The 25,782-nt window shown below is 68.6% G+C and carries 22 protein-coding genes and 4 tRNA genes; 19 read left to right on the top strand and 7 right to left on the bottom strand.

The window, feature by feature from the left end; all coding sequences use genetic code 11:
* Positions 1–5: 5 nt before the first annotated feature.
* Positions 6–1,145, top strand: a complete 1,140-nt coding sequence (locus tag STSP_RS24840; protein WP_078067474.1) for a barstar family protein — start codon at positions 6–8, stop codon at positions 1,143–1,145.
* A 71-nt stretch (positions 1,146–1,216) separates the two neighbouring features.
* On the opposite strand, the gene STSP_RS24835 is transcribed toward STSP_RS24840, so the two are convergent.
* The gene (locus STSP_RS24835; RefSeq protein ID WP_067282304.1) at positions 1,217–2,440 is read right to left on the bottom strand and encodes an APC family permease; all 1,224 of its coding nucleotides are present in this window, start codon (positions 2,438–2,440) and stop codon (positions 1,217–1,219) included.
* A gap of 139 nt (positions 2,441–2,579) precedes the next feature.
* Between STSP_RS24835 and STSP_RS24830 the strand changes: the two genes are divergently transcribed.
* On the top strand, positions 2,580–2,846 hold the full coding sequence (locus STSP_RS24830; protein WP_067282302.1) for a GlsB/YeaQ/YmgE family stress response membrane protein: 267 nt from the start codon (positions 2,580–2,582) through the stop codon (positions 2,844–2,846).
* Positions 2,847–2,939: 93 nt separating this feature from the next.
* Here the strand turns inward: STSP_RS24830 and STSP_RS24825 are convergent, their stop codons facing one another.
* Positions 2,940–3,428, bottom strand: coding sequence for a YajQ family cyclic di-GMP-binding protein (locus STSP_RS24825; protein WP_067282299.1), 489 nt, complete (start codon positions 3,426–3,428; stop codon positions 2,940–2,942).
* 190 nt (positions 3,429–3,618) lie between these two features.
* Between STSP_RS24825 and STSP_RS24820 the strand changes: the two genes are divergently transcribed.
* A tRNA-Tyr gene (locus STSP_RS24820) sits at positions 3,619–3,700 on the top strand.
* 76 nt (positions 3,701–3,776) lie between these two features.
* Here the strand turns inward: STSP_RS24820 and STSP_RS24815 are convergent.
* From STSP_RS24815 to STSP_RS24805, 3 genes are all read right to left on the bottom strand, one after another.
* Positions 3,777–4,205 (bottom strand): nuclear transport factor 2 family protein, encoded by a 429-nt coding sequence (locus STSP_RS24815; RefSeq protein WP_232789779.1) that lies wholly within the window; start codon positions 4,203–4,205, stop codon positions 3,777–3,779.
* Positions 4,206–4,355: 150 nt separating this feature from the next.
* On the bottom strand, positions 4,356–5,012 hold the full coding sequence (locus STSP_RS24810) for an NAD(P)H-binding protein (RefSeq protein ID WP_067282297.1): 657 nt from the start codon (positions 5,010–5,012) through the stop codon (positions 4,356–4,358).
* A 161-nt stretch (positions 5,013–5,173) separates the two neighbouring features.
* The gene (locus STSP_RS24805; protein WP_107441388.1) at positions 5,174–6,541 is read right to left on the bottom strand and encodes an amidohydrolase family protein; all 1,368 of its coding nucleotides are present in this window, start codon (positions 6,539–6,541) and stop codon (positions 5,174–5,176) included.
* A gap of 391 nt (positions 6,542–6,932) precedes the next feature.
* Between STSP_RS24805 and STSP_RS24800 the strand changes: the two genes are divergently transcribed.
* The 6 genes from STSP_RS24800 to STSP_RS24775 all read left to right on the top strand — a co-directional run bounded on the left by STSP_RS24800 (position 6,933) and on the right by STSP_RS24775 (position 9,545).
* Positions 6,933–7,005: transfer RNA gene (locus STSP_RS24800), tRNA-Thr, on the top strand.
* 46 nt (positions 7,006–7,051) lie between these two features.
* Positions 7,052–7,124, top strand: a tRNA-Met gene (locus tag STSP_RS24795).
* 87 nt (positions 7,125–7,211) lie between these two features.
* Positions 7,212–7,376, top strand: a complete 165-nt coding sequence (gene rpmG / locus STSP_RS24790) for a 50S ribosomal protein L33 (protein ID WP_003948671.1) — start codon at positions 7,212–7,214, stop codon at positions 7,374–7,376.
* A gap of 165 nt (positions 7,377–7,541) precedes the next feature.
* Complete coding sequence (locus STSP_RS24785) at positions 7,542–7,994, top strand: MaoC family dehydratase N-terminal domain-containing protein (protein ID WP_067282293.1); 453 nt, start codon at positions 7,542–7,544, stop codon at positions 7,992–7,994.
* Entirely contained in the window at positions 7,991–8,431 is a 441-nt protein-coding gene (locus STSP_RS24780) for a MaoC family dehydratase (RefSeq protein ID WP_067282291.1), read from the top strand. The genes STSP_RS24785 and STSP_RS24780 overlap by 4 nt, the downstream gene beginning before the upstream one ends.
* 52 nt (positions 8,432–8,483) lie before the next feature.
* Entirely contained in the window at positions 8,484–9,545 is a 1,062-nt protein-coding gene (locus tag STSP_RS24775; protein WP_078067473.1) for a UDP-N-acetylmuramate dehydrogenase, read from the top strand.
* A 74-nt stretch (positions 9,546–9,619) separates the two neighbouring features.
* Here STSP_RS24775 and STSP_RS24770 read toward each other — a convergent pair whose 3' ends face one another.
* Positions 9,620–10,642: an adenosine deaminase gene (locus STSP_RS24770; RefSeq protein WP_067282289.1), complete on the bottom strand. Its 1,023-nt coding sequence runs from the start codon at positions 10,640–10,642 to the stop codon at positions 9,620–9,622.
* A 140-nt stretch (positions 10,643–10,782) separates the two neighbouring features.
* Positions 10,783–12,009: a pyridoxal phosphate-dependent aminotransferase gene (locus tag STSP_RS24765; RefSeq protein WP_067282287.1), complete on the bottom strand. Its 1,227-nt coding sequence runs from the start codon at positions 12,007–12,009 to the stop codon at positions 10,783–10,785.
* A 226-nt stretch (positions 12,010–12,235) separates the two neighbouring features.
* Between STSP_RS24765 and STSP_RS24760 the strand changes: the two genes are divergently transcribed.
* From STSP_RS24760 to STSP_RS24715, 10 genes are all read left to right on the top strand, one after another.
* Positions 12,236–12,308: transfer RNA gene (locus STSP_RS24760), tRNA-Trp, on the top strand.
* A gap of 107 nt (positions 12,309–12,415) precedes the next feature.
* Positions 12,416–12,703 (top strand): preprotein translocase subunit SecE, encoded by a 288-nt coding sequence (secE, locus tag STSP_RS24755; RefSeq protein ID WP_067282285.1) that lies wholly within the window; start codon positions 12,416–12,418, stop codon positions 12,701–12,703.
* Positions 12,704–12,780: 77 nt separating this feature from the next.
* Positions 12,781–13,635, top strand: a complete 855-nt coding sequence (gene nusG / locus STSP_RS24750; RefSeq protein ID WP_067282284.1) for a transcription termination/antitermination protein NusG — start codon at positions 12,781–12,783, stop codon at positions 13,633–13,635.
* 164 nt (positions 13,636–13,799) lie between these two features.
* Complete coding sequence (gene rplK, locus STSP_RS24745) at positions 13,800–14,234, top strand: 50S ribosomal protein L11 (protein ID WP_067282281.1); 435 nt, start codon at positions 13,800–13,802, stop codon at positions 14,232–14,234.
* Positions 14,235–14,306: 72 nt separating this feature from the next.
* Positions 14,307–15,032 (top strand): 50S ribosomal protein L1, encoded by a 726-nt coding sequence (gene rplA / locus STSP_RS24740; RefSeq protein ID WP_067282278.1) that lies wholly within the window; start codon positions 14,307–14,309, stop codon positions 15,030–15,032.
* 231 nt (positions 15,033–15,263) lie between these two features.
* Positions 15,264–16,190: a hypothetical protein gene (locus STSP_RS24735; RefSeq protein ID WP_078067472.1), complete on the top strand. Its 927-nt coding sequence runs from the start codon at positions 15,264–15,266 to the stop codon at positions 16,188–16,190.
* A gap of 301 nt (positions 16,191–16,491) precedes the next feature.
* Positions 16,492–17,022, top strand: a complete 531-nt coding sequence (gene rplJ / locus STSP_RS24730; protein WP_067282276.1) for a 50S ribosomal protein L10 — start codon at positions 16,492–16,494, stop codon at positions 17,020–17,022.
* Positions 17,023–17,146: 124 nt separating this feature from the next.
* Complete coding sequence (rplL, locus tag STSP_RS24725; protein WP_067282275.1) at positions 17,147–17,533, top strand: 50S ribosomal protein L7/L12; 387 nt, start codon at positions 17,147–17,149, stop codon at positions 17,531–17,533.
* A 611-nt stretch (positions 17,534–18,144) separates the two neighbouring features.
* On the top strand, positions 18,145–21,630 hold the full coding sequence (rpoB, locus tag STSP_RS24720; RefSeq protein WP_067282274.1) for a DNA-directed RNA polymerase subunit beta: 3,486 nt from the start codon (positions 18,145–18,147) through the stop codon (positions 21,628–21,630).
* A 97-nt stretch (positions 21,631–21,727) separates the two neighbouring features.
* Positions 21,728–25,627: a DNA-directed RNA polymerase subunit beta' gene (locus STSP_RS24715; protein WP_067282270.1), complete on the top strand. Its 3,900-nt coding sequence runs from the start codon at positions 21,728–21,730 to the stop codon at positions 25,625–25,627.
* Positions 25,628–25,782 lie beyond the last annotated feature (155 nt).

Below are 25,782 nucleotides of genomic sequence, written 5' to 3'. Positions count from 1 at the left end.
CGGGGGTGCACCTGCCGAAGTACGCCCTGGCCGCGTACGACGCCGAATACCCCCCGCACGACCAGCTCTGGGCCCTGTGCACGGACGCGGAGGATCTCTTCGCCGATCCGCCGCCACCTGAGCGCGCGCGTCACGAACTGCTCGGCTGCGCACCCGAAGGACAGCTCGGCGCCGCCCTCACACGGGCACGGGCCGAGGGCTCCGCACCGCTCGGCCTCCTGGTGCTGGAGATCCTCGACAAGTCGGGCAACGGCATGGACGAGTGGCGCCTGGAGGACGTACGCCTCCTCGGCGACCGCCCCTGCGCACGGGACCTGTCGTTACGCGACATCACCGTGGAGGCACGCGAGACCGACGGTCAGCGCGCCTACCCGGCACGGCCACCGCTGTCCCCGGGCTACCGGCTGTCCGGCGGGCGGCACGAACCGTACGGCCGCTGCCGGGACCTGGCCCACGTCAGCGAGCCGTATCCCGAGCCGCAGGAGCCCCCGCTGCGGCTGCTCGGCTGCGCGCCGCGAGGTGCTCTGCGGGCAGCGCTGGACGCCGGTGACGAGGAGTTCGGCCACGCCCAGGTCCTCCGCCTCGACGCCTTCGGACGCACGCTCCAGTACGCCGTGGAGGGCGAGCTCACCGCGTGGATCCCGTCGGCGCACGGCCGAGGGCTGGTCGACCTCACCCTCGAACCCTGGTCGCAGAGGCCCCCGCGCGCGGCCCGCGCGGTCTGGGACCTGTGGTGGGACGGCGTCCCCGCCGAGCCGAACCTGTGGGCGCAGTGCGACACGGCGAGCCGCGACTTCTGGCTCGGCACGGCCCTGACCAGCCACGACAGCCGCAGGCCCGATGCGGCGCCCGGTGCAACGCACCACCTCGACGGCCGTCACATCACCGACGAGCCCGGCTTCTACTGTGCACTCGGCGAGACGGTGAACGGCCCGGGCGGGTACTTCGGCAGGAGTCTCGACGCCCTGGACGACTGCCTGTACGGCGGCTTCGGCGCCCGGCGACCCTTCACCCTCGTGTGGCATGACGCCCACGTCGCACGCACCTGCCTCGGCGTGACCCCGCAGGCCCACGGCCGCCCGCCGACGTTCGAAGAACTGCTGGGCCATCTGGCCGAGATGGGGGTCCAGGTGACCCTGGCCTGACGGAGCGGGCACGGTGATCCGGGCCTGGGCGGGCACGGTCACCGCGCCCTACCCCCGCCGGTATCAGTGACTCACTGCACCGACCGGCGCTGTACCGCGTAGGCGACCATCCCCACCGCCAGAACGCCCACACCCGCGGCCACCGAGGTGAATGGCAGCGAGAAGGCCAGCAGAAGGCACCCCACGAGGCCGACTACGGGGAGTGTGCGCCGGGAACTCAGCGTGCAGGCCGAGACGTTGGCAATGGCGTAGTAGACGAGCACTCCGAAGGAGGAGAAGCCGATGGCCCCGCGCACGTCGACCGTCGCAGCAAGCACCGCGACCACGGCCCCCACGGCGAGCTCCGCACGGTGCGGCACCTGGAACCGGGGATGCACGGCGGCCAGAGCGCCCGGCAGATGCCGGTCCCGCGCCATGGCGAGGGTCGTCCGCGACACCCCCAGGATCAGGGCGAGCAGCGACCCGAGCGCCGCCACCGCCGCGCCTACCTGCACCACGGGCGCCAGACCCGGTGCGCCCGCGGCCCGCACCGCGTCGGCCAGCGGAGCGGACGCACCGGCCAGGCCGCCCGACCCCAGCACCGAGAGAGCCGCCACGGCCACGGCGGCGTATACGCAGAGCGCGATACCGAGCGCGAGGGGGATCGCGCGCGGAATGGTGCGCGCCGGATCACGCACCTCCTCTCCCAGCGTGGCGATACGCGCGTACCCGGCGAAGGCGAAGAACAGCAGCCCAGCCGCCTGAAGCACCCCGGCAGCCGTGGCGTCGGCCCCGACGTCCAGCCGCCCGAAGTCCGCCTGCCCCGCGCCCAGACAGGCCACGGCGACCGCCGCGAGGACCGCCAGCACCACGGCGACGATCGCCCGGGTCAGCCATGCGGACTTCTGCACGCCGCCGTAGTTCACGGCGGTCAGCGCCACCACGGCGGCGACGGCGACCGCATGCGCCTGCCCGGGCCACACGTACGCCCCGACGGTCAGCGCCATGGCCGCGCAGGACGCCGTCTTGCCGACGACGAACGCCCAGCCGGCCAGATACCCCCAGAACTCGCCGAGCCGCTCACGGCCGTACACATACGTCCCACCGGACGCCGGATACAGCGCCGCCAGCCGCGCCGACGACATCGCATTGCAGTACGCGACCACGGCGGCGAGCCCGAGCCCGAGCATCAGCCCCGACCCGGCGGCGCCCGCCGCCGGTCCGAGCGCCGCGAAGATTCCCGCCCCGACCATCGACCCCAGCCCGATGACCACGGCGTCGAAGACGCCCAGCGTCCTCCGCAGCTCCTGTGTCATGTGCCCCGTCCCCGTGTCATATGTCGCGCTCGTGTGTCATGTGCCGCACCCTACTGATCACCGCAACCGGGCGCTGCCCCGACGACGTCATCCCAGGTAACAGCGCACGAACACCGTGCAGGAAAGGCAGGTTCAGGGCATGAGCATCATCAGCTGGATCGTTCTGGGGTTGCTGGCCGGTGCCATCGCCAAACTTCTGCTGCCCGGGCGGGATCCGGGCGGCTTCATCGGTACGACACTCATCGGCATCGCCGGCGCCTTCGTCGGCGGCTGGATCTCCGCCCGCTACCTCCACCGCCCGATCGTCAACGACTTCTACGACGGAGCGACCTGGGCCTCCGCGATCGGCGGCTCCCTCGTCCTGCTGATCGCCTACCGCCTCCTGTTCGGGCACTCCCGGCGCTGACGCGAGACCGCGGCCGGAGAGCAGTGGAGGGCGGCACCCGCTCCGGGTGCCGCCCTCCGCCGCACAGATCAGACAAACCGGGGGGCCGAACGACTACCGGTAGTTCACGAACTGCAGCGCGAAATCGAAGTCCTTGCCCTTCAGCAGCGCGATCACGGCCTGCAGGTCGTCGCGGCTCTTCGAGCTGACGCGCAGCTCGTCGCCCTGCACCTGCGCCTTCACGCCCTTCGGGCCCTCGTCACGAATGATCTTCGCCACCTTCTTCGCGTTCTCCTGGGAGATGCCCTCCTGGATCGACGCGAAGATCTTGTACTCCTTGCCGGACAGCTGCGGCTCGCCCGCATCCAGTGCCTTCAGGGAGATCCCGCGCTTGATCAACTTGGACTGGAAGACGTCGAGGACAGCCTTCACCCGGTCCTCGGAGTTCGCCTCCATCAGGATCTTTTCACCGGACCACGAGATCGAGGCACCCACGCCCTTGAAGTCGTAGCGCTGCGAGATCTCCTTGGCGGCCTGGTTGAGGGCGTTGTCGACCTCCTGCCGCTCGACCTTCGAGACGATGTCGAAACTGGAGTCGGCCATGTCCTGTGGCTCCTTGTATCGGGGTGCGTAGGGGCGGCCGCCGATCCCGCTCGGCCGCATCAGCAAAGCCTAGCCACCACGCCGCGGACAGGCGCTGATCAATAGGGTGGCGAAGCACCCCCGCGCATCAGGTATCGTTTACGTCGTTGCCACGGAGCACCGCGAAAGCGGCTCAACAGCAGCAATCCCCGGCGGTGTGCCCGAGCGGCCAAAGGGAGCAGACTGTAAATCTGTCGGCTATGCCTACCCAGGTTCGAATCCTGGCGCCGCCACGCTGAGGGAAACCCTCTCCGACTGCGAACACGCAGATCGGAGGGGGTTTCTTCATGCGCTCAAGGCTTCATGCACTCAGGGCTGACGTACGTCCATCCTGCTCACCAGCCCGCCCACCGTGAACGAATAGACATGTTCGACCAGGGCGTCGGCCCAGTGGTCGCCCGTCTCGTCGCGCATGCCGGTCCGGACCGTCGCCACGACCCTCGGGGATCCGCCCGGGGGCGCCGCCGCGCCCGGCTCCTCCTCGTCGAGCCGCAGCCCCTCCAGCCGTACGAGTGGAGTTCCGGCGGCGAACTGGCGTGCCCAGTACGCGCGTACCTCCTCGTGGCCATGGAGGCGGACGCCGTCGAGGACGTTCGGCCAGTCCACGTCCGGGGCGAGCGCGACGGCCAGGACGGCCTCGCGCTCATCGGTGCTGAACACCTCGTACATCCGGCGCAGCAGGGAGGCCTGCTGCGCCGGTACGTCCGGTTGCTGGTTCAGGGGCTCGTCGGTGCTCATGGGCGGGGCTCCTCGCTCGGAAAGAGGCGGGACGGACGCGCGGCGTCGAGAGGGCCGGCCGGATGCTTAGCCAAGCACCGGCCTGTCCCCGGGCTCCCGCATTGCGTCCACAGCGAACGCCTTACGCCCAAGGCGAAACCCGTCGGCCCCTCAGTTCCCCGCCACGGACTTGACCGCCACCGACACCGGCGTCGAACCGCTGATCAGCTCCAGCGTCAGGCCAGCCGTCGCCGGCGTGTCAACCAGCTCCGCCAGCACCGCCGCGACGTCGTCCCGTGGGACCGGCCCGCGGCCGGTGTGGGCTTCGAGGCGTACGAGCCCGGTTCCCGCGTCGTTCGTCAGCATGCCGGGCCGGAGGATCGTCCAGTCCAGGTCCTTCCGCCCGCGGATGTCGTCGTCGGCCGCGCCCTTGGCCCGCAGATACGCGTCGAAGACCTCGTCGCCCTGGTGGGCCGGATCCGCGCCCATCGACGAGACCACCAGATACCGCCGTACGCCGGCCCGTTCCGCCGCGTCCGCGAAGAGAACGGCCGCCGCGCGGTCCACCGTTTCCTTGCGCGCGGCGCCGCTGCCCGGCCCTGCGCCCGCCGCGAAGACGGCTGCGTCCGCGGCCCGCAGATGCTCCGCGACCTCCTCCACAGAAGCGGACTCGAGGTCGCACAGAATCGGTTCCGCCCCCGCGGCCTCCAGGTCGGGGGCCTGATCGGCGCTGCGGATGAGCCCCGCGACCTCGTCCCCGCGCGCAGCGAGCAACCGCTCCAGCCGCAGCGCGATCTGACCGTGCCCTCCAGCAATGACAATGCGCATGCTTCCGACCGTACGCCGGGCCGCACGAGTTCGCCGCGCGGCTGTTTCGCGCGCCTGCGGTCGCCGACTCGCCCACCCGGCCCGGCGAGTTGAGCCACCGGTCCGCACGGCTGCCCTCGCGATCCGCTGCCCCGGCCCGCCGACGCCGGGGGCCGCGGCTCTCACGGCGGATCGCAGCCCTTCGACCGCCCCTGGCGCGGCAGGTCCAGCGCCACCGCCGCCGCTGAGTCGCAGTATTCGCGTACCGCGCTGGTCCGTGCGACCACGCGCCCCCGGTGCACCACGATGCGGCTGTACGCGAGCGAGAGCGCGCCAGCGAGCTGGTCTCCCCGGACGGCCAGCAACTCGGCCGGAAAGCCCGCTTCCACACGCACCTCAGGCAGTCCCAGCACAGCCCGGGCCCGGGCGCTCACCATGTCGTAAGCCTCCTCGGGGCGCAGCCCCGCCTGCGAGGCCAGCAGATACGCGGCCTCCAGCGGATCCCCGCGCCCCACCGGATTGGACACGTCCCGAAGAGCGCCGCTGCCGGCCGCGACGCGCACCCCGGCCGCCCGCAGCAGCCGTACCGGAGCCCCACCGCCCCCCAGCACGCCACCGCCCCCGCAGCCGCCCTGCGGAAGGCACACCACGCTCACTCCGGCCGCGGCGAGCTGTTCCGCGCTGCGCGACGCCGCCTCGGCCGGCATCCGCCCGAGCCCGCTGCACGGCCCGATCGTCACCGCGGGCCGCAGCCCGCCCGCCATCGCGGCGAGCCGGGACACACGCGCTGGATCACCCGCGTCCGTATGCAGATCGACAGGGCAGCCGTGCTCCGCCGCGACCTCCAGTACGGCCTCCACGTACCCCGCAGGATCGGGGTCGAGGTCGGGACAGCCGCCGATCACGGAGGCGCCCATCTTGACCGCGTCCCGCAGCATCGCGAGCCCGTCCGCGCCTGCGACGCCCGTCAGGAGCCGAGGCACCGCCACCGCCGTCAGATCGGCCAGGCCCCGCAGCGACCTCCGCGCCTGGAGCACGGCCTCCATCGGCCCGAGCCCCTGCACATCACCGATCCGCACATGCGAGCGCAGAGCCGTCGCGCCATGCCCGAGCTGCAGCAACGCGGCCTCGGTGGTCCGCCGCTGCACGTCCTGGACGTCGTACGACACCGGCCCCGGCGTCTCGGCCGAGAGTGCCGTGTCGCTGTGGGCGTGCGGCTCCGCGGGCGCGGGCAGCAGGAGATATCCCGTCAGGTCGACGCGGGCGGCGGGCGCGGTCAGGCTGCCCGCCGTGCCGACCGCCTCGATGCGGACACCGCCGAGCCGCACATCCACCGTCCGGCCGTCGGTCAGACGTGCGCCGCAGAGCAGCAGTGCCGTGCCGTCGCCGACCGCCCGGTCACCGGCGCCGCTGCCCGACGAACCGGACGAGCCCGCGGCTCCCCGAGAGCCCGGAGAGCCCGGAGAGCCCGGGGAGCCCGACGGTTCCGACGGGCCCCCGGAGTCAGGGGTGCCGGGGGAGTCGGGCTGCTGCGGCTGGCTGTCGGGCATCGCGCTCCTGGGGCTCGGGACGGCTGCGGGAGTCATGTCGAACGCGGCGACGCACGCATGATCACGCAGCGTGAGTCGAGCCTAGGGTGACGGCTCGTCGGCTTCGAGGAGGAGCGCAATAGTCGTACCGGCGTGGTGCGCACTGTCCGGGGCACGTTGCAGCGTGACGGCAAGGGGAGTGCAACGCCGGAGGAGGCCGTCGCTAGACCACAGAGGGCGCGTGACCACAGAGGGCGCGTGACCACAGAGGCCGCAGAGACCCCTGGGCACAGTGAGAGTCCGCTGGTGCGCAGCTGGCGGCATCCGTGCGCGGCACGTCACCGCCGTACGGCAGGGCCGGGAAAACGGATTTGGGCGATCGGCGGGCGAGCGTGTAATGTCTTCATCGCTCGCCCCAATAGCTCAGTCGGCAGAGCGTCTCCATGGTAAGGAGAAGGTCTACGGTTCGATTCCGTATTGGGGCTCTGATGTGTAAGGCTTTTCGTCTAGGCGGGAAGCCCGCCACATCGCAGCGGTGTAGCTCAGTCGGTAGAGCAAGCGGCTCATAATCGCTGTGTCACCGGTTCAAGTCCGGTCACCGCTACTCTCAGTAGCCGATTGCGGGGTCGGTCCTTCGATCGGCTACTCTTTCTGCGTTAAATGACCCATCCGTTCGTCAAGGAGCACTCACGTGGCTGCCACCGACGTCCGCCCGAAGATCACGCTGGCCTGCGTGGAGTGCAAGGAGCGGAACTACATCACCAAGAAGAACCGGCGCAACAACCCGGACCGTCTTGAGATGAAGAAGCACTGCCCGCGTTGCAACGCGCACACCGCGCACCGCGAGACGCGATAAACAAGGCTCGTACGCGAGGCCGTCCCCTACTTCGGGGACGGCCTCGCGTCGTTCCGGGGGCGGCCTCGCGTCCTTATCGGGTCATCCGTGGAACCCTGACGGGCAGCCGGACGGTGGCAGCCGTGCGAGCCAGTGACAGCCGTGGAAACCAGGAGGTGCCGAGCCATGGCGCTCGACCAGTCCTTCGTCGGGCGGTCCTACCCGCCCACCGACCCCTATGAGGTCGGCCGGGAGAAAATCCGCGAGTTCGCGGAGGCGGTGGGGGACGCCAACCCGGCGTACACCGACCCGGACGCCGCCAAGGCGCTCGGTCACGCCGATGTGATCGCGCCGCCGACCTTTGTGTTCGCCATCACGTTCAAGGCGGCGGGCCAGGTCATCGCGGACCCGCAGCTCGGGCTGGACTACAGCCGCGTCGTGCACGGCGACCAGAAGTTCGCGTACACGCGTCCGGTCCGCGCGGGCGACCGGCTCACGGTCACGTCGACCATCGAGGCCATCAAGTCCCTGGCGGGCAACGACATCCTGGACATCCGCGGCGACGTCCACGACGAGGCCGGCGAGCACGTCGTGACGGCCTGGACCAAGCTCGTGGCACGCGGGGCGGAGGAGGCATGACGGTGAGCACGGCGGCGAAGATCGCATACGACGACGTCGAGGTCGGCACGGAGCTTCCGGCCCAGACCTTCAACGTGACCCGCGCGACGCTCGTGCAGTACGCGGGCGCCTCCGGCGACTTCAACCCGATCCACTGGAACGAGAAGTTCGCCAAAGAGGTCGGGCTGCCGGACGTCATCGCACACGGCATGTTCACCATGGCCGAGGCGATCCGCGTGGTCACCGACTGGGTGGGGGACCCGGGCGCCGTCGTCGAGTACGGCGTGCGGTTCACCAAGCCCGTCGTCGTCCCGAACGACGACAAGGGCGCGGTGATCGAGGTCAGCGGCAAGGTCGCGGCCAAGCTCGACGACAACCGCGTGCGTGTCGACCTGACGGCCACGTCCGGGGGCCAGAAGGTGCTCGGCATGTCCCGGGCGGTCGTACAGCTTGCCTAGAGCAGCCGTCGAACGGCCCCGCCCTGAGCAGCGGGGCCGTTCTCGTACTCTGGTGCGCGTGCAGGAACTCCACGACGCCCCTCTGGCCCCGCTGACCACCTTCCGTCTCGGTGGGCCCGCGAGCCGCCTGATCACGGCGACCACCGACGACGACGTGGTCGCCGCCGTGCGCGAGGCCGACGACACCGGCACCCCGCTGCTGCTGATCGGCGGCGGATCCAACCTAGTCATCAGCGACGAGGGTTTCGCCGGTACGGCCCTGCGCATCGCCACGCGCGGCTTCGCACTCGACGGTACGGAGCTGGAACTGGCCGCCGGCGAGGTGTGGACCGACGCGGTGGCCCGTACGGTCGAGGCGGGTCTTGCGGGCATCGAGTGCCTGGCCGGGATCCCCGGTTCCGCAGGCGCCACACCCATCCAGAACGTCGGTGCGTACGGTCAGGAGGTCTCGTCGACGATCACCGAAGTGATCGCCTACGACCGCAGGGCGCGCGAGACGGTCACCATTCCGAACGCCGAGTGTGACTTCTCGTACCGCCACAGCCGTTTCAAGGCCGATCCGGAACGGTTCGTGGTGCTGCGTGTCCGGTTCCGGCTGGAGGACGCGGAGGGGCTTTCCGCCCCGCTCAGGTACGCCGAGACGGCCCGCGCCCTGGGTGTCGAGCCCGGAGACCGCGTACCGCTCGCCGACGCGCGTGAGACCGTGCTCAAGCTCCGCACCGGCAAGGGCATGGTGCTCGACCCGGAGGACCACGACACCTGGTCGGCCGGGTCGTTCTTCACCAACCCGATCCTCACCGCGGAGGAGCTCGCGGCCTTCCACGCGCGCGTGGCCGAGCGTCTCGGCCCTGACGTCACCGCGCCCGCCTATCCCGCGGGTGACGGCCTCACCAAGACCTCCGCCGCCTGGCTCATCGACAAGGCGGGGTTCCACAAGGGCTACGGCGACGGTCCGGCCCGGATCTCCACCAAACACACGCTGGCGCTCACGAACCGGGGCTCCGCCACGACCGAGGACCTGCTCGCCCTCGCCCGCGAGGTCGTCGCCGGGGTACGGGACGCCTTCGGCATCACGCTCGTCAACGAGCCGGTGACGGTGGGCGTCAGCCTCTGAGGAGATCCGGGTCCGCACGCGTGCGTGCCCCGAGCCTGGAGAGGACGGCGCCCCGCCTCACCACCGCGACGCCCTCAGCCGGCCAGCCACGCGTCGATCCCCGCCAGCAGCTTCTCCTGTACGCCGACGGGGGCGGCGGAGCCGCGTACCGACTGCCGGGCCAGCTCGGCCAGCTCGGCGTCGGTGAACCCGTGATGGACACGCGCGATCTCGTACTGCGCGGCCAGTCGCGACCCGAAGAGCAGCGGGTCGTCGGCGCCCAGCGCCATCGGCACCCCGGCCTCGAACAGCGTCCGCAGCGGCACGTCCTCCGGCTTCTCGTACACACCGAGGGCGACGTTCGACGCGGGGCACACCTCGCAGGTCACGCCGCGGTCCGCGAGCCGCTTCAGCAGGCGCGGGTCCTCGGCGGCCCGCACCCCGTGTCCGATACGGGACGCCCCCAGGTCGTCCAGGCAGTCCCGCACGGAGGCCGGGCCCGTCAGCTCCCCGCCGTGCGGTGCGGACAGCAGTCCGCCCTCGCGCGCGATGGCGAAGGCGCGGTCGAAGTCCCGGGCCATGCCCCGCCGCTCGTCGTTGGAGAGCCCGAAGCCCACGATGCCGCGGTCGGCGTACCGCACCGCGAGCCGGGCCAGCGTCCTGGCGTCCAGCGGGTGCTTCATACGGTTCGCGGCGACCAGGACGCGCATACCGAGCCCCGTATCGCGCGAGGCGGTGTCCACGGCGTCCAGGATGATCTCCAAGGCCGGGATGAGACCGCCCAGCCGGGGCGCGTAGGACGTCGGATCGACCTGGATCTCCAGCCACCCCGAGCCGTCCTTGAGGTCCTCCTCGGCGGCCTCGCGCACCAGCCGCTGGATGTCCTCTGGCTCTCGCAGGCAGGCCCGCGCGGCGTCGTACAGCCGCTGGAAGCGGAACCAGCCGCGTTCGTCGGTGGCCCGCAGTTTGGGCGGTTCGCCGCTGGTCAGCGCCGACGGCAGGTGGACGCCGTACTTGTCGGCCAGTTCCAGCAGGGTGGTGGGCCGCATCGACCCGGTGAAGTGCAGGTGCAGATGTGCCTTCGGCAGCTGACTCACATCACGTACTACGCGCTCCATCCGCAGATCTTGCCGCACACAGGTGTCGCGCCGGTAGCCGCTTTCCCCGTTCGTGGCCTTGCTCGAACGAAGAAACGGGCCGTCTCCCCGGAGGGAGACGGCCCGCACGCACGCGTGGAGCGCGAAAACCGGAAGGAACCTCAGTCCCGCGCCTCGGCGAGCAGCTTCTGGATGCGGGAGACGCCCTCGACGAGGTCCTCGTCGCCCAGCGCGTAGGACAGCCGCAGGTAACCCGGCGTACCGAACGCCTCGCCCGGCACCACCGCGACCTCGGCCTCCTCCAGGATCAGCGCGGCCAGCTCGACAGTGTCCTGCGGGCGCTTCCCGCGGATCTCCTTGCCGATCAGGGCCTTCACCGACGGGTACGCGTAGAAGGCGCCCTCCGGCTCCGGGCAGACGACGCCGTCGATCTCGTTGAGCATCCGCACGATCGTCTTGCGGCGCCGGTCGAAGGCCTCACGCATCTCCGCCACGGCCGTCAGATCGCCGGAGACGGCGGCGAGGGCCGCGGCCTGCGAGACGTTCGCGACGTTCGACGTGGCGTGCGACTGCAGGTTCGTGGCGGCCTTCACGACGTCCTTCGGGCCGATGATCCAGCCCACACGCCACCCGGTCATCGCGTAGGTCTTCGCCACACCGTTGACCACGATGCACTTGTCGCGCAGTTCGGGCAGCAGCGCCGGCAGCGACACGGAGACCGCGTCGCCGTAGACCAGGTGCTCGTAGATCTCGTCGGTCAGCACCCACAGGCCGTGCTCGAGGGCCCAGCGGCCGATCGCCTCGGTCTCGGCCTCGCTGTAGACGGCACCGGTCGGGTTCGACGGCGACACGAACAGCACGACCTTCGTACGCTCCGTGCGCGCGGCCTCCAGCTGCTCCACGGACACCCGGTAACCGGTCGTCTCGTCGGCGACGACCTCGACCGGCACACCGCCGGCCAGCCGGATCGACTCCGGGTAGGTCGTCCAGTACGGCGCCGGGACGATGACCTCGTCCCCCGGGTCGAGGACAGCGGCGAAGGCCTCGTAGATGGCCTGCTTGCCGCCGTTGGTGACCAGGATCTGCGAGACGTCGGGCTCCCAGCCGGAGTCGCGCAGCGTCTTCGCGGCGATCGCGGCCTTCAGCTCGGGCAGGCCGCCGGCCGGCGTGTAGCGGTGGTACTTGGGGTTCTTGCAGGCCTCGACGGCCGCCTCGACGATGTAGCCGGGGGTCGGGAAGTCGGGCTCGCCCGCGCCGAAACCGATCACCGGACGGCCGGCGGCCTTGAGGGCCTTGGCCTTGGCGTCGACGGCGAGGGTCGCGGACTCGGAGATCGCGCCGATGCGGGCGGAGACCCGGCGGTCGGTGGAAGGAGTTGCAGCGCTCATACACCCCATCGTTCCAGACCGGAAACCGCCGCGGCACACGGGTTTCACACACCGGGCACCAAGGGACGGAGCAGGACGTGCCGCAAGCGACTGAGCGGGACCTGCCGCTTTCTGTTCGACGACCGGCTCCAGAACACGTACACTCACTTCCCGTTGGCCTTCACCGGCCGTACGCGTCCCACGCACTCCGTGCATGTGGATGGATGCGGTACGTTGGGGGAACCAAAGGGTCGTAGCTCAATTGGTAGAGCACTGGTCTCCAAAACCAGCGGTTGGGGGTTCAAGTCCCTCCGGCCCTGCTACACACACCTTCGCCAGGATGTGTGCGCATGTACGTACTGCAATGCACCGCCGTGCGGCTCAACCGGGCGCGGCACGGCCACGACCCGGAATCAGGTGAGGACGAGTGACGGACGCCGTGGGCTCCATCGACATGCCTGATGCCCAGGACGAGGCGCCGGAGTCCAGGAAGAAGACCCGCAAGGGCGGCAAGCGCGGCAAGAAGGGCCCGCTGAAGCGGCTCGCGCTCTTCTACCGCCAGATCGTCGCGGAACTCCGCAAGGTCGTCTGGCCGACTCGCAGCCAGCTGACGACATACACCACAGTGGTGATTGTCTTCGTCGTCATCATGATCGCCCTGGTGACCGTGATTGACTATGGGTTCAACCAGGCCGTCAAGTACGTCTTCGGCTGAGCCGAGAGCGGAGGGCGCCCTACCCGGCGCCCATTTCGCGTGTTCCACCCCCATGTATCCAGGAAGAAGCAGCCACAGTGTCTGACCCGAACCTGAACGAGGCGATCGAGCCGGTCGAGTCCGCTGAGGACGAGCTCGACATCGTCGAGGCGGCGGACGCCGTGGACCCGGACCAGGCCGAGGCTGCCGACGCCGCCGCCGGAGAGCCCGCCGAAGAGGCCGCCGTCCACGTCGTGGACGAAGACGAGGCCGGTTCCGAGGACGAGGCCGCCGCTGCGGGCGCCGAGGCCGAGGTCGAGGAGGAGACCGAGCCGGTCGACCCGGTCGCCGCGCTCCGCGAGGAGCTGCGCACCCTCCCCGGTGAGTGGTACGTGATCCACACCTACGCGGGCTACGAGAACCGTGTGAAGACCAACCTCGAGCAGCGAGCCGTCTCGCTCAACGTCGAGGACTACATCTTCCAGGCCGAGGTGCCGCAGGAAGAGGTCGTTCAGATCAAGAACGGCGACCGTAAGACCATCAAGCAGAACAAGCTCCCGGGCTACGTCCTGGTCCGCATGGACCTGACGAACGAGTCCTGGGGCGTCGTCCGCAACACCCCCGGCGTCACCGGCTTCGTGGGCAACGCCTACGACCCGTACCCGCTGACCCTGGACGAGATCGTCAAGATGCTCGCCCCGGAGGCCGAGGAGAAGGCCGCGCGCGAGGCCGCCGAGGCCGAGGGCAAGCCCGCTCCGCAGCGCAAGGTCGAGGTCCAGGTGCTGGACTTCGAGGTCGGCGACTCGGTCACCGTCACCGACGGCCCGTTCGCGACGCTGCAGGCGACCATCAACGAGATCAACGCCGACTCGAAGAAGGTCAAGGGCCTCGTCGAGATCTTTGGCCGCGAGACCCCGGTCGAGCTCTCCTTCGACCAGATCCAGAAGAACTAGCAGCTTCTGGAACAACTGCCTCCGACCAGGTCAGGCGAGCTGCCAAAGCTCGTCTGACCTGCTCGGTTTCAGGCCGCGCAGCCATACCCGTTATCGTTGTGCGGTATGCCTGGTGCCCGGGGCCAATCGGGCACAAGGAAGATCAGAAGAGGACAGGACCCGGAATGCCTCCCAAGAAGAAGAAGGTCACGGGGCTCATCAAGCTCCAGATCCAGGCCGGCGCAGCCAACCCGGCCCCGCCGGTCGGCCCCGCGCTGGGCCAGCACGGCGTCAACATCATGGAGTTCTGCAAGGCCTACAACGCCGCGACCGAGTCGCAGCGCGGTTGGGTCATCCCGGTGGAGATCACGGTCTACGAGGACCGTTCCTTCACCTTCATCACCAAGACTCCGCCGGCGTCGAGGATGATCCTCAAGGCCGCGGGCGTGGAGAAGGGCTCCGGCGAGCCGCACAAGACCAAGGTCGCGAAGCTGACGCGTGACCAGGTCCGCGAGATCGCCACCACCAAGATGCCCGACCTCAACGCCAACGACCTGGACGCCGCCGAGAAGATCATCGCCGGCACCGCCCGTTCCATGGGCATCACGGTCGAGGGCTGAACCCAACCGTAGTAACCGTGGAAGGGCCTGCTCGGCCCGCACCACGACTCCTCAGAACACACAGGAGCAGCAGTGAGCAAGCGCAGCAAGACTCTCCGCGCTGCGGACGCCAAGATCGACCGGGAGAAGCTCTACGCCCCGCTCGAGGCCGTCCGTCTCGCCAAGGAGACCTCCACCACCAAGTTCGACGGCACCGTCGAGGTGGCCTTCCGTCTGGGCGTCGACCCGCGCAAGGCCGACCAGATGGTCCGTGGCACCGTGAACCTTCCGCACGGCACCGGTAAGACCGCCCGGGTCCTGGTCTTCGCGACCGGTGACCGTGCCGAGGCCGCGCGTGCCGCGGGCGCCGACATCGTCGGCGCCGACGAGCTGATCGACGAGGTCTCGAAGGGCCGACTGGACTTCGACGCCGTCGTCGCCACTCCGGACCTCATGGGCAAGGTCGGCCGCCTCGGCCGCGTGCTCGGTCCCCGTGGCCTGATGCCGAACCCGAAGACCGGCACCGTGACCCCGGACGTCGCCAAGGCTGTCACCGACATCAAGGGCGGCAAGATCGAGTTCCGCGTCGACAAGCACTCGAACCTGCACTTCATCATCGGCAAGACCTCCTTCGAGGAGGCCAAGCTGGTGGAGAACTACGGCGCCGCGCTGGAGGAGATCCTCCGTCTGAAGCCGTCCGCCGCCAAGGGTCGCTACATCAAGAAGGCCGCCATCAGCACCACGATGGGCCCCGGCATTCCGGTCGACCCGAACCGCACCCGCAACCTCCTCGTCGAGGAGGACCCGGCCGCGGTCTGAGCCCTACAGCTCGCCCCACGCACGGCGGCGGCCCCGCACACCTCGGTGTGTGGGGCCGCCGCCGTTCTGCTTGCCGGGATGCGGCAGATCCAGCCGGACAGGACTGCCAGAAAGAACTCGTCCCGGCTGTCACAGCTCTCTCATAAGATCACTGGTGTCCGCGCACCAGACCGGGGAGGTCCGTGTGCGTCCCGTCGTTCCACATCCACACCGCATCCCGGGGGGACCCCAGTGAAGACGACCATCCGCATGCCGCTCGCCGCCCTCGCCACCGCCGCCGTCCTCACGGCCACGGCGGCCTGCTCGGCCTCCACCGACCAGGACAAGCCCAAGGACGCCAAGGCCGCGGGCGAGGGCACGACCGTCAACTCCCCGGCGACCGCGCTGTCCGCCGCGTACAAGAAGACGGCCGACGTCCGCTCCGCCCATGTCGACATGGTCATGAAGGTTCCGGGCGCCGAGGGCGGCGAGATGACGATCAGCGGCGTCCAGGGCTGGGACCCGACCGTGATGGACGTCACGATGGAGGGTTCTGCCCTCACCGCCGGCAACCCGGACGCCCCGGAGAAGATGCGCATGCTGTGGCAGGACAACGTCCTCTACATGGACATGGGCGCGAAGCAGGCCGCCCAGATGGACGGCAAGCGCTGGATGAAGATGGACTTCGCCGCCATCGCCAAGCAGGCCCCGGACGAGAAGACCGCCCGTCAGATGACGGCCGGCCTGGACAACATGAACCAGAACCCGGCCCAGCAGCTCGCCCTCCTCCTGGAGTCGCCCAACCTCAAGCACGTCGGCTCCGCGAAGGTCAACGGCATGGAGACCGAGCACTACAAGGGCACCCTGACGGTCGAGGAGGCCATCAAGTCCAACAAGGCGTTCGACACCCTCGACGCGAAGGAGCGCAAGGAGCTGCTGAGCAACCTCGAGAAGTCCGAGATCGAGGGGTACGACATCGAGGTCTGGGTCAACGAGGACGAGCTGCCGGCCCGTATGGACGTCCGGATGGACAGCCCTGAGGGCGCGGTCGAGGTCAGGGCCGACTACACCGACTTCGGCGCCAAGGCCTCCGTCGCCCCGCCTGCCGCGAGCGAGACGTTCGACCTGGTGGAGATGCTGGGCGAGCTGGGGGCCGCGGCCTCCGGCAAGGGCGTCTGAGCCGGGCGGGCGGACCGCCGTCCCGGTCGGATTTGCTTGACGCCGATACGTTCACGTAGTCTTCCACGGAAGCCAAAGACCGCTGGTCGTTGCCGTGCCCTCGCAAGAGAGTGCGGTGGCCGAAGGATCCGCTGAACAGCGGACGACCCGCGCAGGTGACTGTGGAAGTGCTCCCGGACGTATCCCTCGTGGATGTTCGGTCGAGCTCACGCCCCGTGCGCCTGCGCCGGGGCGTTTCGTTTTCCCCAGTCCTCCTTCGGGTCCGCGCGGTCCGAATCACCCGGAAGGAGGCCGAGGCTCTATGGCGAGGCCCGACAAGGCTGCCGCGGTTGCCGAGCTGACGGACAAGTTCCGCAACTCGAGCGCCGCCGTGCTGACCGAGTACCGCGGTCTCACCGTGGCGCAGCTCAAGACGCTGCGCCGTTCTCTCGGTGAGAACGCGTCCTACGCCGTGGTGAAGAACACGCTGACCAAGATTGCGGCCAACGAGGCCGGGATCAACACGCTGGACGACCTGTTCAACGGTCCGACGGCGGTTGCCTTCGTCACCGGTGACCCGGTGGAGTCGGCGAAGGGTCTTCGTGACTTCGCCAAGGAAAACCCGAATCTCGTCATCAAGGGCGGTGTCCTTGACGGCAAGGCGCTGTCCGCCGACGAGATCAAGAAGCTTGCGGACCTCGAGTCCCGCGAGGTTCTGCTCGCCAAGCTGGCGGGCGCCATGAAGGCCAAGCAGGGTCAGGCTGCCGCGGTCTTCCAGGCGCTCCCGTCGAAGCTCGTCCGCACCGTGGACGCGCTTCGCGCCAAGCAGGCCGAGCAGGGCGGTGCCGAGTAATTCGGCTCGCACATTGACCGCCGCCTGAGGCAGGCCGCCTGAAGCGACGGTCGAAGCGGGCCCAACGTACGCCCGCCGACATGTACATCCGGCACCAGCCGAATTAGTGGAAGGATCGCCCATCATGGCGAAGCTCAGCCAGGAAGACCTGCTCGCGCAGTTCGAGGAGATGACCCTCATCGAGCTCTCCGAGTTCGTGAAGGCGTTCGAGGAGAAGTTCGACGTCACCGCCGCCGCTCCGGTCGCCGTTGCCGCCGCCGGTGTCCCGGGCGCCCCGGCCGCCGAGGCCGCCGAGGAGAAGGACGAGTTCGACGTCATCCTCACCGGCGCCGGCGACAAGAAGATCCAGGTCATCAAGGTCGTGCGCGAGCTGACCTCCCTGGGCCTGAAGGAGGCCAAGGACCTCGTCGACGGCACCCCGAAGCCGGTCCTCGAGAAGGTCAACAAGGAGGCCGCGGACAAGGCTGCCGAGTCCCTCAAGGCCGCCGGCGCCTCCGTCGAGGTCAAGTGACCCGACGAGTCGTAGCCGGGCTCCGCTGAGCGGGTACCGGCTCGGCTCGCGCGTGCGGGCGCTGTCAAAGCGCTGTTGACGCATACGCACTGAAGGGCGATCACCCATCCGGGTGGTCGCCCTTCGCTGTTCCCGGCCTCCCGCGAGGGCTGCCTTGCACTGTCCGTCCTGGCGAGTATGGTGATCTTCGTTGCGCCTCCGGGCGCCGGGTGACGGGCTCCAACGTGACAATCGCAGCACCCGGTCAGTGCTTGGAAGGCCTTGACGAACTGCACGCAGCGCGCAATTCTCAGGACGCGTCGTCACAACGATCCGTATCCGAGGCATGGATCGACGACGAAGAGGGCAGTATCGATGTGCACTGAGGGCGTGGCTTGCCGCAGGTGTTGAGAACAATGAGGGTCTCCAAAAACCCGCACTGGACATCAGTGGGCCGAGTGGCTACACTGACCCTTTGCGCTGCCTGTTAGCTGCCTCCTGCCCGTCACCAGGGGCATGCCCATGTATGAGCACAGCGGACCGAAGCGACCCCGCCCGGGTTTCTCTGTCCCTGTACCCAGCCTGGGACCGGTACGCGCGTAGTGAGTCCGAGCCCTCGGAAGGACCCCCTCTTGGCCGCCTCGCGCACTGCCTCGACCGCGAATACGAACAACGGCGCCAGCACCGCCCCGCTGCGCATCTCCTTTGCAAAGATCAAGGAGCCCCTCGAGGTTCCGAACCTTCTTGCTCTGCAGACCGAGAGCTTTGACTGGCTGCTCGGCAATGACGCGTGGAAGGCTCGTGTCGAGGCGGCTCTGGAAAGCGGACAGGACGTCCCCACCAAGTCCGGTCTGGAGGAGATCTTCGAGGAGATCTCCCCGATCGAGGACTTCTCCGGGTCGATGTCGCTGACCTTCCGCGACCACCGCTTCGAGCCTCCGAAGAACTCCATCGACGAGTGCAAGGAGCGCGACTTCACCTACGCGGCTCCGCTGTTCGTCACTGCGGAATTCACCAACAACGAGACCGGTGAGATCAAGTCTCAGACGGTCTTCATGGGTGACTTCCCGCTCATGACCAACAAGGGCACCTTCGTCATCAACGGCACCGAGCGTGTCGTGGTGTCCCAGCTGGTCCGTTCGCCCGGTGTCTACTTCGACTCGACCATCGACAAGACGTCCGACAAGGACATCTTCTCGGCCAAGATCATCCCGTCCCGGGGTGCCTGGCTGGAGATGGAGATCGACAAGCGCGACATGGTCGGTGTCCGCATCGACCGCAAGCGCAAGCAGTCCGTGACCGTCCTCCTCAAGGCCCTCGGCTGGACGACCGAGCAGATCCTCGAGGAGTTCGGCGAGTACGAGTCCATGCGCGCCACCCTGGAGAAGGACCACACCCAGGGCCAGGACGACGCGCTGCTCGACATCTACCGCAAGCTGCGCCCGGGCGAGCCCCCGACCCGTGAGGCCGCGCAGACGCTGCTCGAGAACCTCTACTTCAACCCCAAGCGCTACGACCTCGCGAAGGTCGGCCGCTACAAGGTCAACAAGAAGCTGGGCGCCGACGCTCCGCTGGACGCCGGGATCCTGACCGTCGAGGACATCATCTCGACGATCAAGTACCTGGTGAGGCTGCACGCCGGCGAGACCGAGACGGTCGGCGACAACGGCAACCAGATCGTCGTCGAGACCGACGACATCGACCACTTCGGCAACCGTCGTCTGCGCAACGTCGGCGAGCTCATCCAGAACCAGGTCCGCACCGGTCTGGCCCGTATGGAGCGCGTCGTCCGCGAGCGCATGACGACCCAGGACGTCGAGGCGATCACGCCGCAGACGCTGATCAACATCCGGCCGGTCGTCGCCTCCATCAAGGAGTTCTTCGGCACCAGCCAGCTGTCCCAGTTCATGGACCAGAACAACCCGCTGTCGGGTCTCACCCACAAGCGCCGTCTGTCGGCTCTTGGCCCGGGTGGTCTGTCCCGTGAGCGGGCCGGCTTCGAGGTCCGTGACGTGCACCCGTCCCACTACGGACGCATGTGCCCGATCGAGACCCCTGAAGGCCCGAACATCGGTCTGATCGGTTCGCTCGCCTCGTACGGCCGCGTCAACGCGTTCGGCTTCGTCGAGACGCCGTACCGCAAGGTCACCGACGGCCAGGTCACCGACGAGGTGGACTACCTGACCGCCGACGAGGAGGACCGGTTCGTCATCGCGCAGGCCAACGCGCCGCTGACCGACGAGCTCCGGTTCGCCGAGGCCCGTGTGCTGGTCCGCCGCCGTGGCGGCGAGGTCGACTACGTCGCGCCCGACGACGTGGACTACATGGACGTCTCCCCGCGCCAGATGGTGTCGGTCGCGACCGCCATGATCCCGTTCCTCGAGCACGACGACGCCAACCGTGCCCTCATGGGCGCGAACATGATGCGTCAGGCCGTGCCGCTGATTAAGTCCGAGGCACCGCTCGTCGGCACCGGCATGGAGTACCGCTGCGCGGTCGACGCCGGCGACGTGCTGAAGGCCGAGAAGGACGGTGTGGTCCAGGAGGTCTCCGCGGACTACATCACCACCGCCAACGACGACGGCACGTACATCACGTACCGCCTCGCCAAGTTCTCGCGCTCCAACCAGGGCACCTCCGTCAACCAGAAGGTCGTCGTGGACGAGGGCGACCGGGTCGTCACCGGCCAGGTGCTGGCCGACGGTCCGGCGACCGAGAACGGCGAGATGGCGCTCGGCAAGAACCTGCTCGTGGCGTTCATGCCGTGGGAGGGTCACAACTACGAGGACGCGATCATCCTGTCGCAGCGCCTCGTGCAGGACGACGTCCTCTCCTCGATCCACATCGAGGAGCACGAGGTCGACGCCCGTGACACCAAGCTCGGCCCCGAGGAGATCACCCGGGACATCCCGAACGTCTCCGAGGAGGTCCTCGCCGACCTCGACGAGCGCGGCATCATCCGCATCGGTGCCGAGGTCATCGCGGGCGACATCCTCGTCGGCAAGGTGACCCCGAAGGGTGAGACCGAGCTGACCCCCGAGGAGCGCCTGCTGCGCGCGATCTTCGGTGAGAAGGCCCGTGAGGTCCGTGACACCTCGCTGAAGGTGCCGCACGGCGAGACCGGCAAGGTCATCGGCGTCCGCGTCTTCGACCGCGAGGAGGGCGACGAGCTTCCGCCCGGTGTGAACCAGCTGGTGCGCGTGTACGTCGCGCAGAAGCGCAAGATCACCGACGGTGACAAGCTCGCCGGCCGCCACGGCAACAAGGGCGTCATCTCGAAGATCCTGCCGATCGAGGACATGCCGTTCCTGGAGGACGGCACCCCGGTCGACATCATCCTCAACCCGCTGGGTGTGCCGTCCCGAATGAACCCGGGACAGGTCCTGGAGATCCACCTCGGCTGGCTCGCCAGCCAGGGCTGGGACGTCTCCGGCCTCGCGGACGAGTGGGCGCAGCGCCTGCAGTCCATCGGCGCCGACCAGGTCGACCCGCGGACCAACGTCGCGACCCCGGTCTTCGACGGTGCCCGCGAGGACGAGCTGGCCGGTCTGCTGGAACACACCATCCCGAACCGCGACGGCGACCGCATGGTCCTCCCGTCCGGCAAGGCGAGGCTGTTCGACGGCCGCTCCGGCGAGCCGTTCCCGGACCCGATCTCGGTCGGGTACATGTACATCCTCAAGCTCCACCACCTGGTCGACGACAAGCTGCACGCCCGTTCGACCGGTCCGTACTCGATGATCACCCAGCAGCCGCTGGGTGGTAAGGCCCAGTTCGGTGGCCAGCGCTTCGGCGAGATGGAGGTGTGGGCCCTCGAGGCCTACGGTGCCGCCTACGCCCTGCAGGAGCTGCTGACCATCAAGTCCGACGACGTCACCGGCCGCGTGAAGGTCTACGAGGCCATCGTCAAGGGCGAGAACATCCCTGAGCCCGGCATCCCCGAGTCCTTCAAGGTGCTCATCAAGGAGATGCAGTCCCTGTGCCTCAACGTGGAGGTGCTGTCCTCGGACGGCATGTCCATCGAGATGCGCGACACCGACGAGGACGTCTTCCGCGCAGCGGAGGAGCTCGGTATCGACCTGTCCCGGCGCGAGCCGAGCAGCGTCGAAGAGGTCTGACGGGTCTGGCCGGGACCTTCACCCACAAGGTCCCGGCCAACCCCGGACCCCAGTCAGACCCCTGAAGACACGACCCCGAAAGAGGGATTGACGACAAGTGCTCGACGTCAACTTCTTCGACGAGCTGCGGATCGGCCTCGCCACTGCTGACGACATCCGTCAGTGGTCGCACGGTGAGGTCAAGAAGCCGGAGACCATCAACTACCGCACCCTCAAGCCCGAAAAGGACGGACTCTTCTGCGAGAAGATCTTCGGTCCGACGCGGGACTGGGAGTGCTACTGCGGCAAGTACAAGCGCGTCCGGTTCAAGGGCATCATCTGCGAGCGCTGCGGCGTCGAGGTCACTCGCGCCAAGGTGCGCCGTGAGCGGATGGGCCACATCGAGCTTGCCGCTCCCGTCACCCACATCTGGTACTTCAAGGGCGTTCCGTCGCGTCTGGGCTACCTGCTCGACCTCGCCCCGAAGGACCTCGAGAAGGTCATCTACTTCGCCGCGTACATGATCACGTACGTGGACGAGGAGCGCCGTACGCGCGACCTGCCCTCGCTGGAGGCCCACGTCTCCGTCGAGCGCCAGCAGATCGAGAACCGCCGCGACGCCGACCTCGAGGCCCGCGCCAAGAAGCTCGAGGCCGACCTGGCCGAGCTCGAGGCCGAGGGCGCCAAGGCCGACGTGCGCCGCAAGGTGCGCGAGGGTGCCGAGCGCGAGATGAAGCAGCTGCGCGACCGCGCCCAGCGCGAGATCGACCGTCTCGACGAGGTGTGGAACCGCTTCAAGAACCTCAAGGTCCAGGACCTCGAGGGCGACGAGCTGCTCTACCGCGAGCTGCGCGACCGCTTCGGCACGTACTTCGACGGTTCGATGGGTGCGCAGGCGCTGCAGAAGCGCCTGGAGTCCTTCGACCTCGAGGAGGAGGCCGAGAAGCTCCGCGAGATCATCCGTACCGGCAAGGGCCAGAAGAAGACCCGTGCGCTCAAGCGCCTCAAGGTCGTCTCCGCCTTCCTGCAGACCAGCAACAGCCCCAAGGGCATGGTGCTCGACTGCGTCCCGGTGATCCCGCCGGACCTGCGTCCGATGGTGCAGCTGGACGGTGGCCGCTTCGCGACCTCCGACCTGAACGACCTGTACCGCCGTGTGATCAACCGCAACAACCGACTGAAGCGCCTTCTCGACCTCGGTGCGCCCGAGATCATCGTGAACAACGAGAAGCGCATGCTTCAGGAGGCCGTCGACGCGCTCTTCGACAACGGCCGTCGTGGTCGCCCGGTTACGGGCCCCGGCAACCGTCCGCTGAAGTCGCTGTCCGACATGCTCAAGGGCAAGCAGGGCCGCTTCCGTCAGAACCTGCTCGGTAAGCGAGTCGACTACTCGGCGCGTTCCGTCATCGTCGTCGGCCCGCAGCTGAAGCTGCACCAGTGCGGTCTTCCCAAGGCCATGGCGCTGGAGCTCTTCAAGCCGTTCGTGATGAAGCGCCTGGTCGACCTGAACCACGCGCAGAACATCAAGTCGGCGAAGCGCATGGTCGAGCGTGGCCGCACGGTCGTGTACGACGTCCTTGAAGAGGTCATCGCGGAGCACCCGGTTCTGCTGAACCGTGCACCGACCCTGCACCGCCTCGGCATCCAGGCCTTCGAGCCGCAGCTGGTCGAGGGCAAGGCCATCCAGATCCACCCGCTCGTCTGCACCGCGTTCAACGCGGACTTCGACGGTGACCAGATGGCCGTGCACCTGCCGCTGTCCGCGGAGGCGCAGGCCGAGGCCCGCATCCTGATGCTGTCCTCGAACAACATCCTCAAGCCGGCCGACGGCCGCCCGGTCACGATGCCGACCCAGGACATGGTCCTCGGTCTGTTCTTCCTGACCACGGACGGCGAGATGCGGGACGTGAAGGGCGAGGAGCGCTCCTTCTCCTCCGTGGCCGAGGCGATCATGGCGTTCGACGCCGGCGAGCTCTCGCTGCAGTCGCGCGTGGACATCCGCTTCCCGGTGGGCACCATCCCGCCGCGCGGCTGGACCCCGCCGGCCCGCGAGGAGGGCGAGCCGGAGTGGCAGCAGGGTGACTCGTTCCGTCTGCGGACGACCCTGGGCCGCGCGCTCTTCAACGAGCTGCTGCCCGAGGACTACCCGTTCGTCGACTACGAGGTCGGCAAGAAGCAGCTCTCCGAGATCGTCAACGACCTCGCCGAGCGCTACCCGAAGGTCATCGTGGCGGCGACGCTCGACAACCTGAAGGCGGCCGGCTTCTACTGGGCCACCCGTTCCGGCGTCACCGTCGCCATCTCCGACGTCGTCGTTCCCGAGGCGAAGAAGGAGATCGTCCGCGGCTACGAGGCGCAGGACGAGAAGGTCCAGAAGCAGTACGAGCGCGGTCTGATCACCAAGGACGAGCGCACGCAGGAGCTCATCGCGATCTGGACCAAGGCGACCAACGAGGTCGCCGAGGCGATGAACGACAACTTCCCGAAGACCAACCCGATCTTCATGATGGTGAACTCGGGTGCACGAGGCAACATGATGCAGATGCGTCAGATTGCCGGTATGCGTGGTCTGGTGTCGAACGCGAAGAACGAGACCATCCCGCGTCCGATCAAGGCGTCCTTCCGTGAGGGTCTGTCCGTGCTGGAGTACTTCATCTCCACGCACGGTGCCCGTAAGGGTCTCGCGGACACCGCTCTGCGTACCGCCGACTCGGGTTACCTCACGCGTCGTCTGGTCGACGTCTCCCAGGACGTCATCATTCGCGAGGAGGACTGCGGCACCGACCGTGGCCTGAAGCTCCACATCGCCGAGCGTGGCGCCGACGGCGTCCTGCGCAAGGCGGACAATGTGGAGACCAGCGTGTACGCGCGCTGCCTCGCCGAGGACATCGTCGTCGAGGGCAGGGTGCTGGCCCCGGCCGGCACCGACCTGGGCGACGTGCTCATCGAGGAGCTGGTCCGCCACGGCGTCGAGGAGGTCAAGACCCGCTCGGTCCTGACCTGCGAGTCCGCCGTCGGCACCTGCGCCATGTGCTACGGCCGCTCGCTGGCCACCGGCAAGCTGGTCGACATCGGTGAGGCGGTCGGCATCATCGCCGCCCAGTCCATCGGTGAGCCCGGTACCCAGCTGACGATGCGTACCTTCCACACCGGTGGTGTGGCCGGTGACGACATCACGCAGGGTCTGCCGCGTGTCGTCGAGCTCTTCGAGGCCCGTACGCCGAAGGGTGTCGCGCCGATCTCCGAGGCGGCCGGTCGCGTCCGCATCGAGGAGACGGAGAAGACCAAGAAGATCGTCATCACGCCGGACGACGGCAGCGACGAGACGGCCTACCCGATCTCGAAGCGTGCCCGACTCCTGGTCAGCGAGGGCGAGCACGTCGAGGTGGGCCAGAAGCTCACCGTGGGTGCCACCAACCCGCACGACGTGCTGCGCATCCTGGGCCAGCGTGCCGTCCAGGTCCACCTGGTCGGCGAGGTCCAGAAGGTCTACAACTCGCAGGGTGTGTCGATCCACGACAAGCACATCGAGATCATCATCCGGCAGATGCTGCGCCGTGTGACGATCATCGAGTCCGGCGACGCCGAGCTGCTGCCCGGCGAGCTCGTGGAGCGCTCGCGCTTCGAGACCGAGAACCGTCGTGTGGTCCAGGAAGGCGGCCACCCGGCCTCCGGCCGTCCGCAGCTGATGGGTATCACCAAGGCCTCGCTGGCGACCGAGTCGTGGCTGTCGGCGGCGTCCTTCCAGGAGACGACCAGGGTCCTCACGGACGCGGCGATCAACGCCAAGTCCGACTCCCTGATCGGCCTCAAGGAGAACGTCATCATCGGTAAGCTCATCCCGGCCGGTACGGGCCTGTCCCGCTACCGCAACATCCGGGTCGAGCCGACCGAGGAGGCCAAGGCCGCGATGTACTCGGCCGTGGGCTACGACGACATCGACTACTCGCCGTTCGGCACGGGCTCTGGGCAGGCTGTGCCGCTGGAGGACTACGACTACGGTCCGTACAACCAGTAAGCGGGTCGCTTGAGTCGAAGGGCGGCCACCCCTTGCCGGGGTGGCCGCCCTTCGGCGTTGTGGCTGCCGCCGGCGCTTCCGCTGCCGCGGTGGGGGTGCGGGCTGCGCGCCGCCCTTGTGGGCAGTCGTGCCGCTTGGGCGGCACGGGTGGGCAC

The sequence above is a fragment of the Streptomyces jeddahensis genome (assembly GCF_001642995.1).
In the GTDB taxonomy this organism is placed as follows: domain Bacteria; phylum Actinomycetota; class Actinomycetes; order Streptomycetales; family Streptomycetaceae; genus Streptomyces; species Streptomyces jeddahensis.
This window is presented reverse-complemented; position numbering and strand designations above follow the sequence as displayed.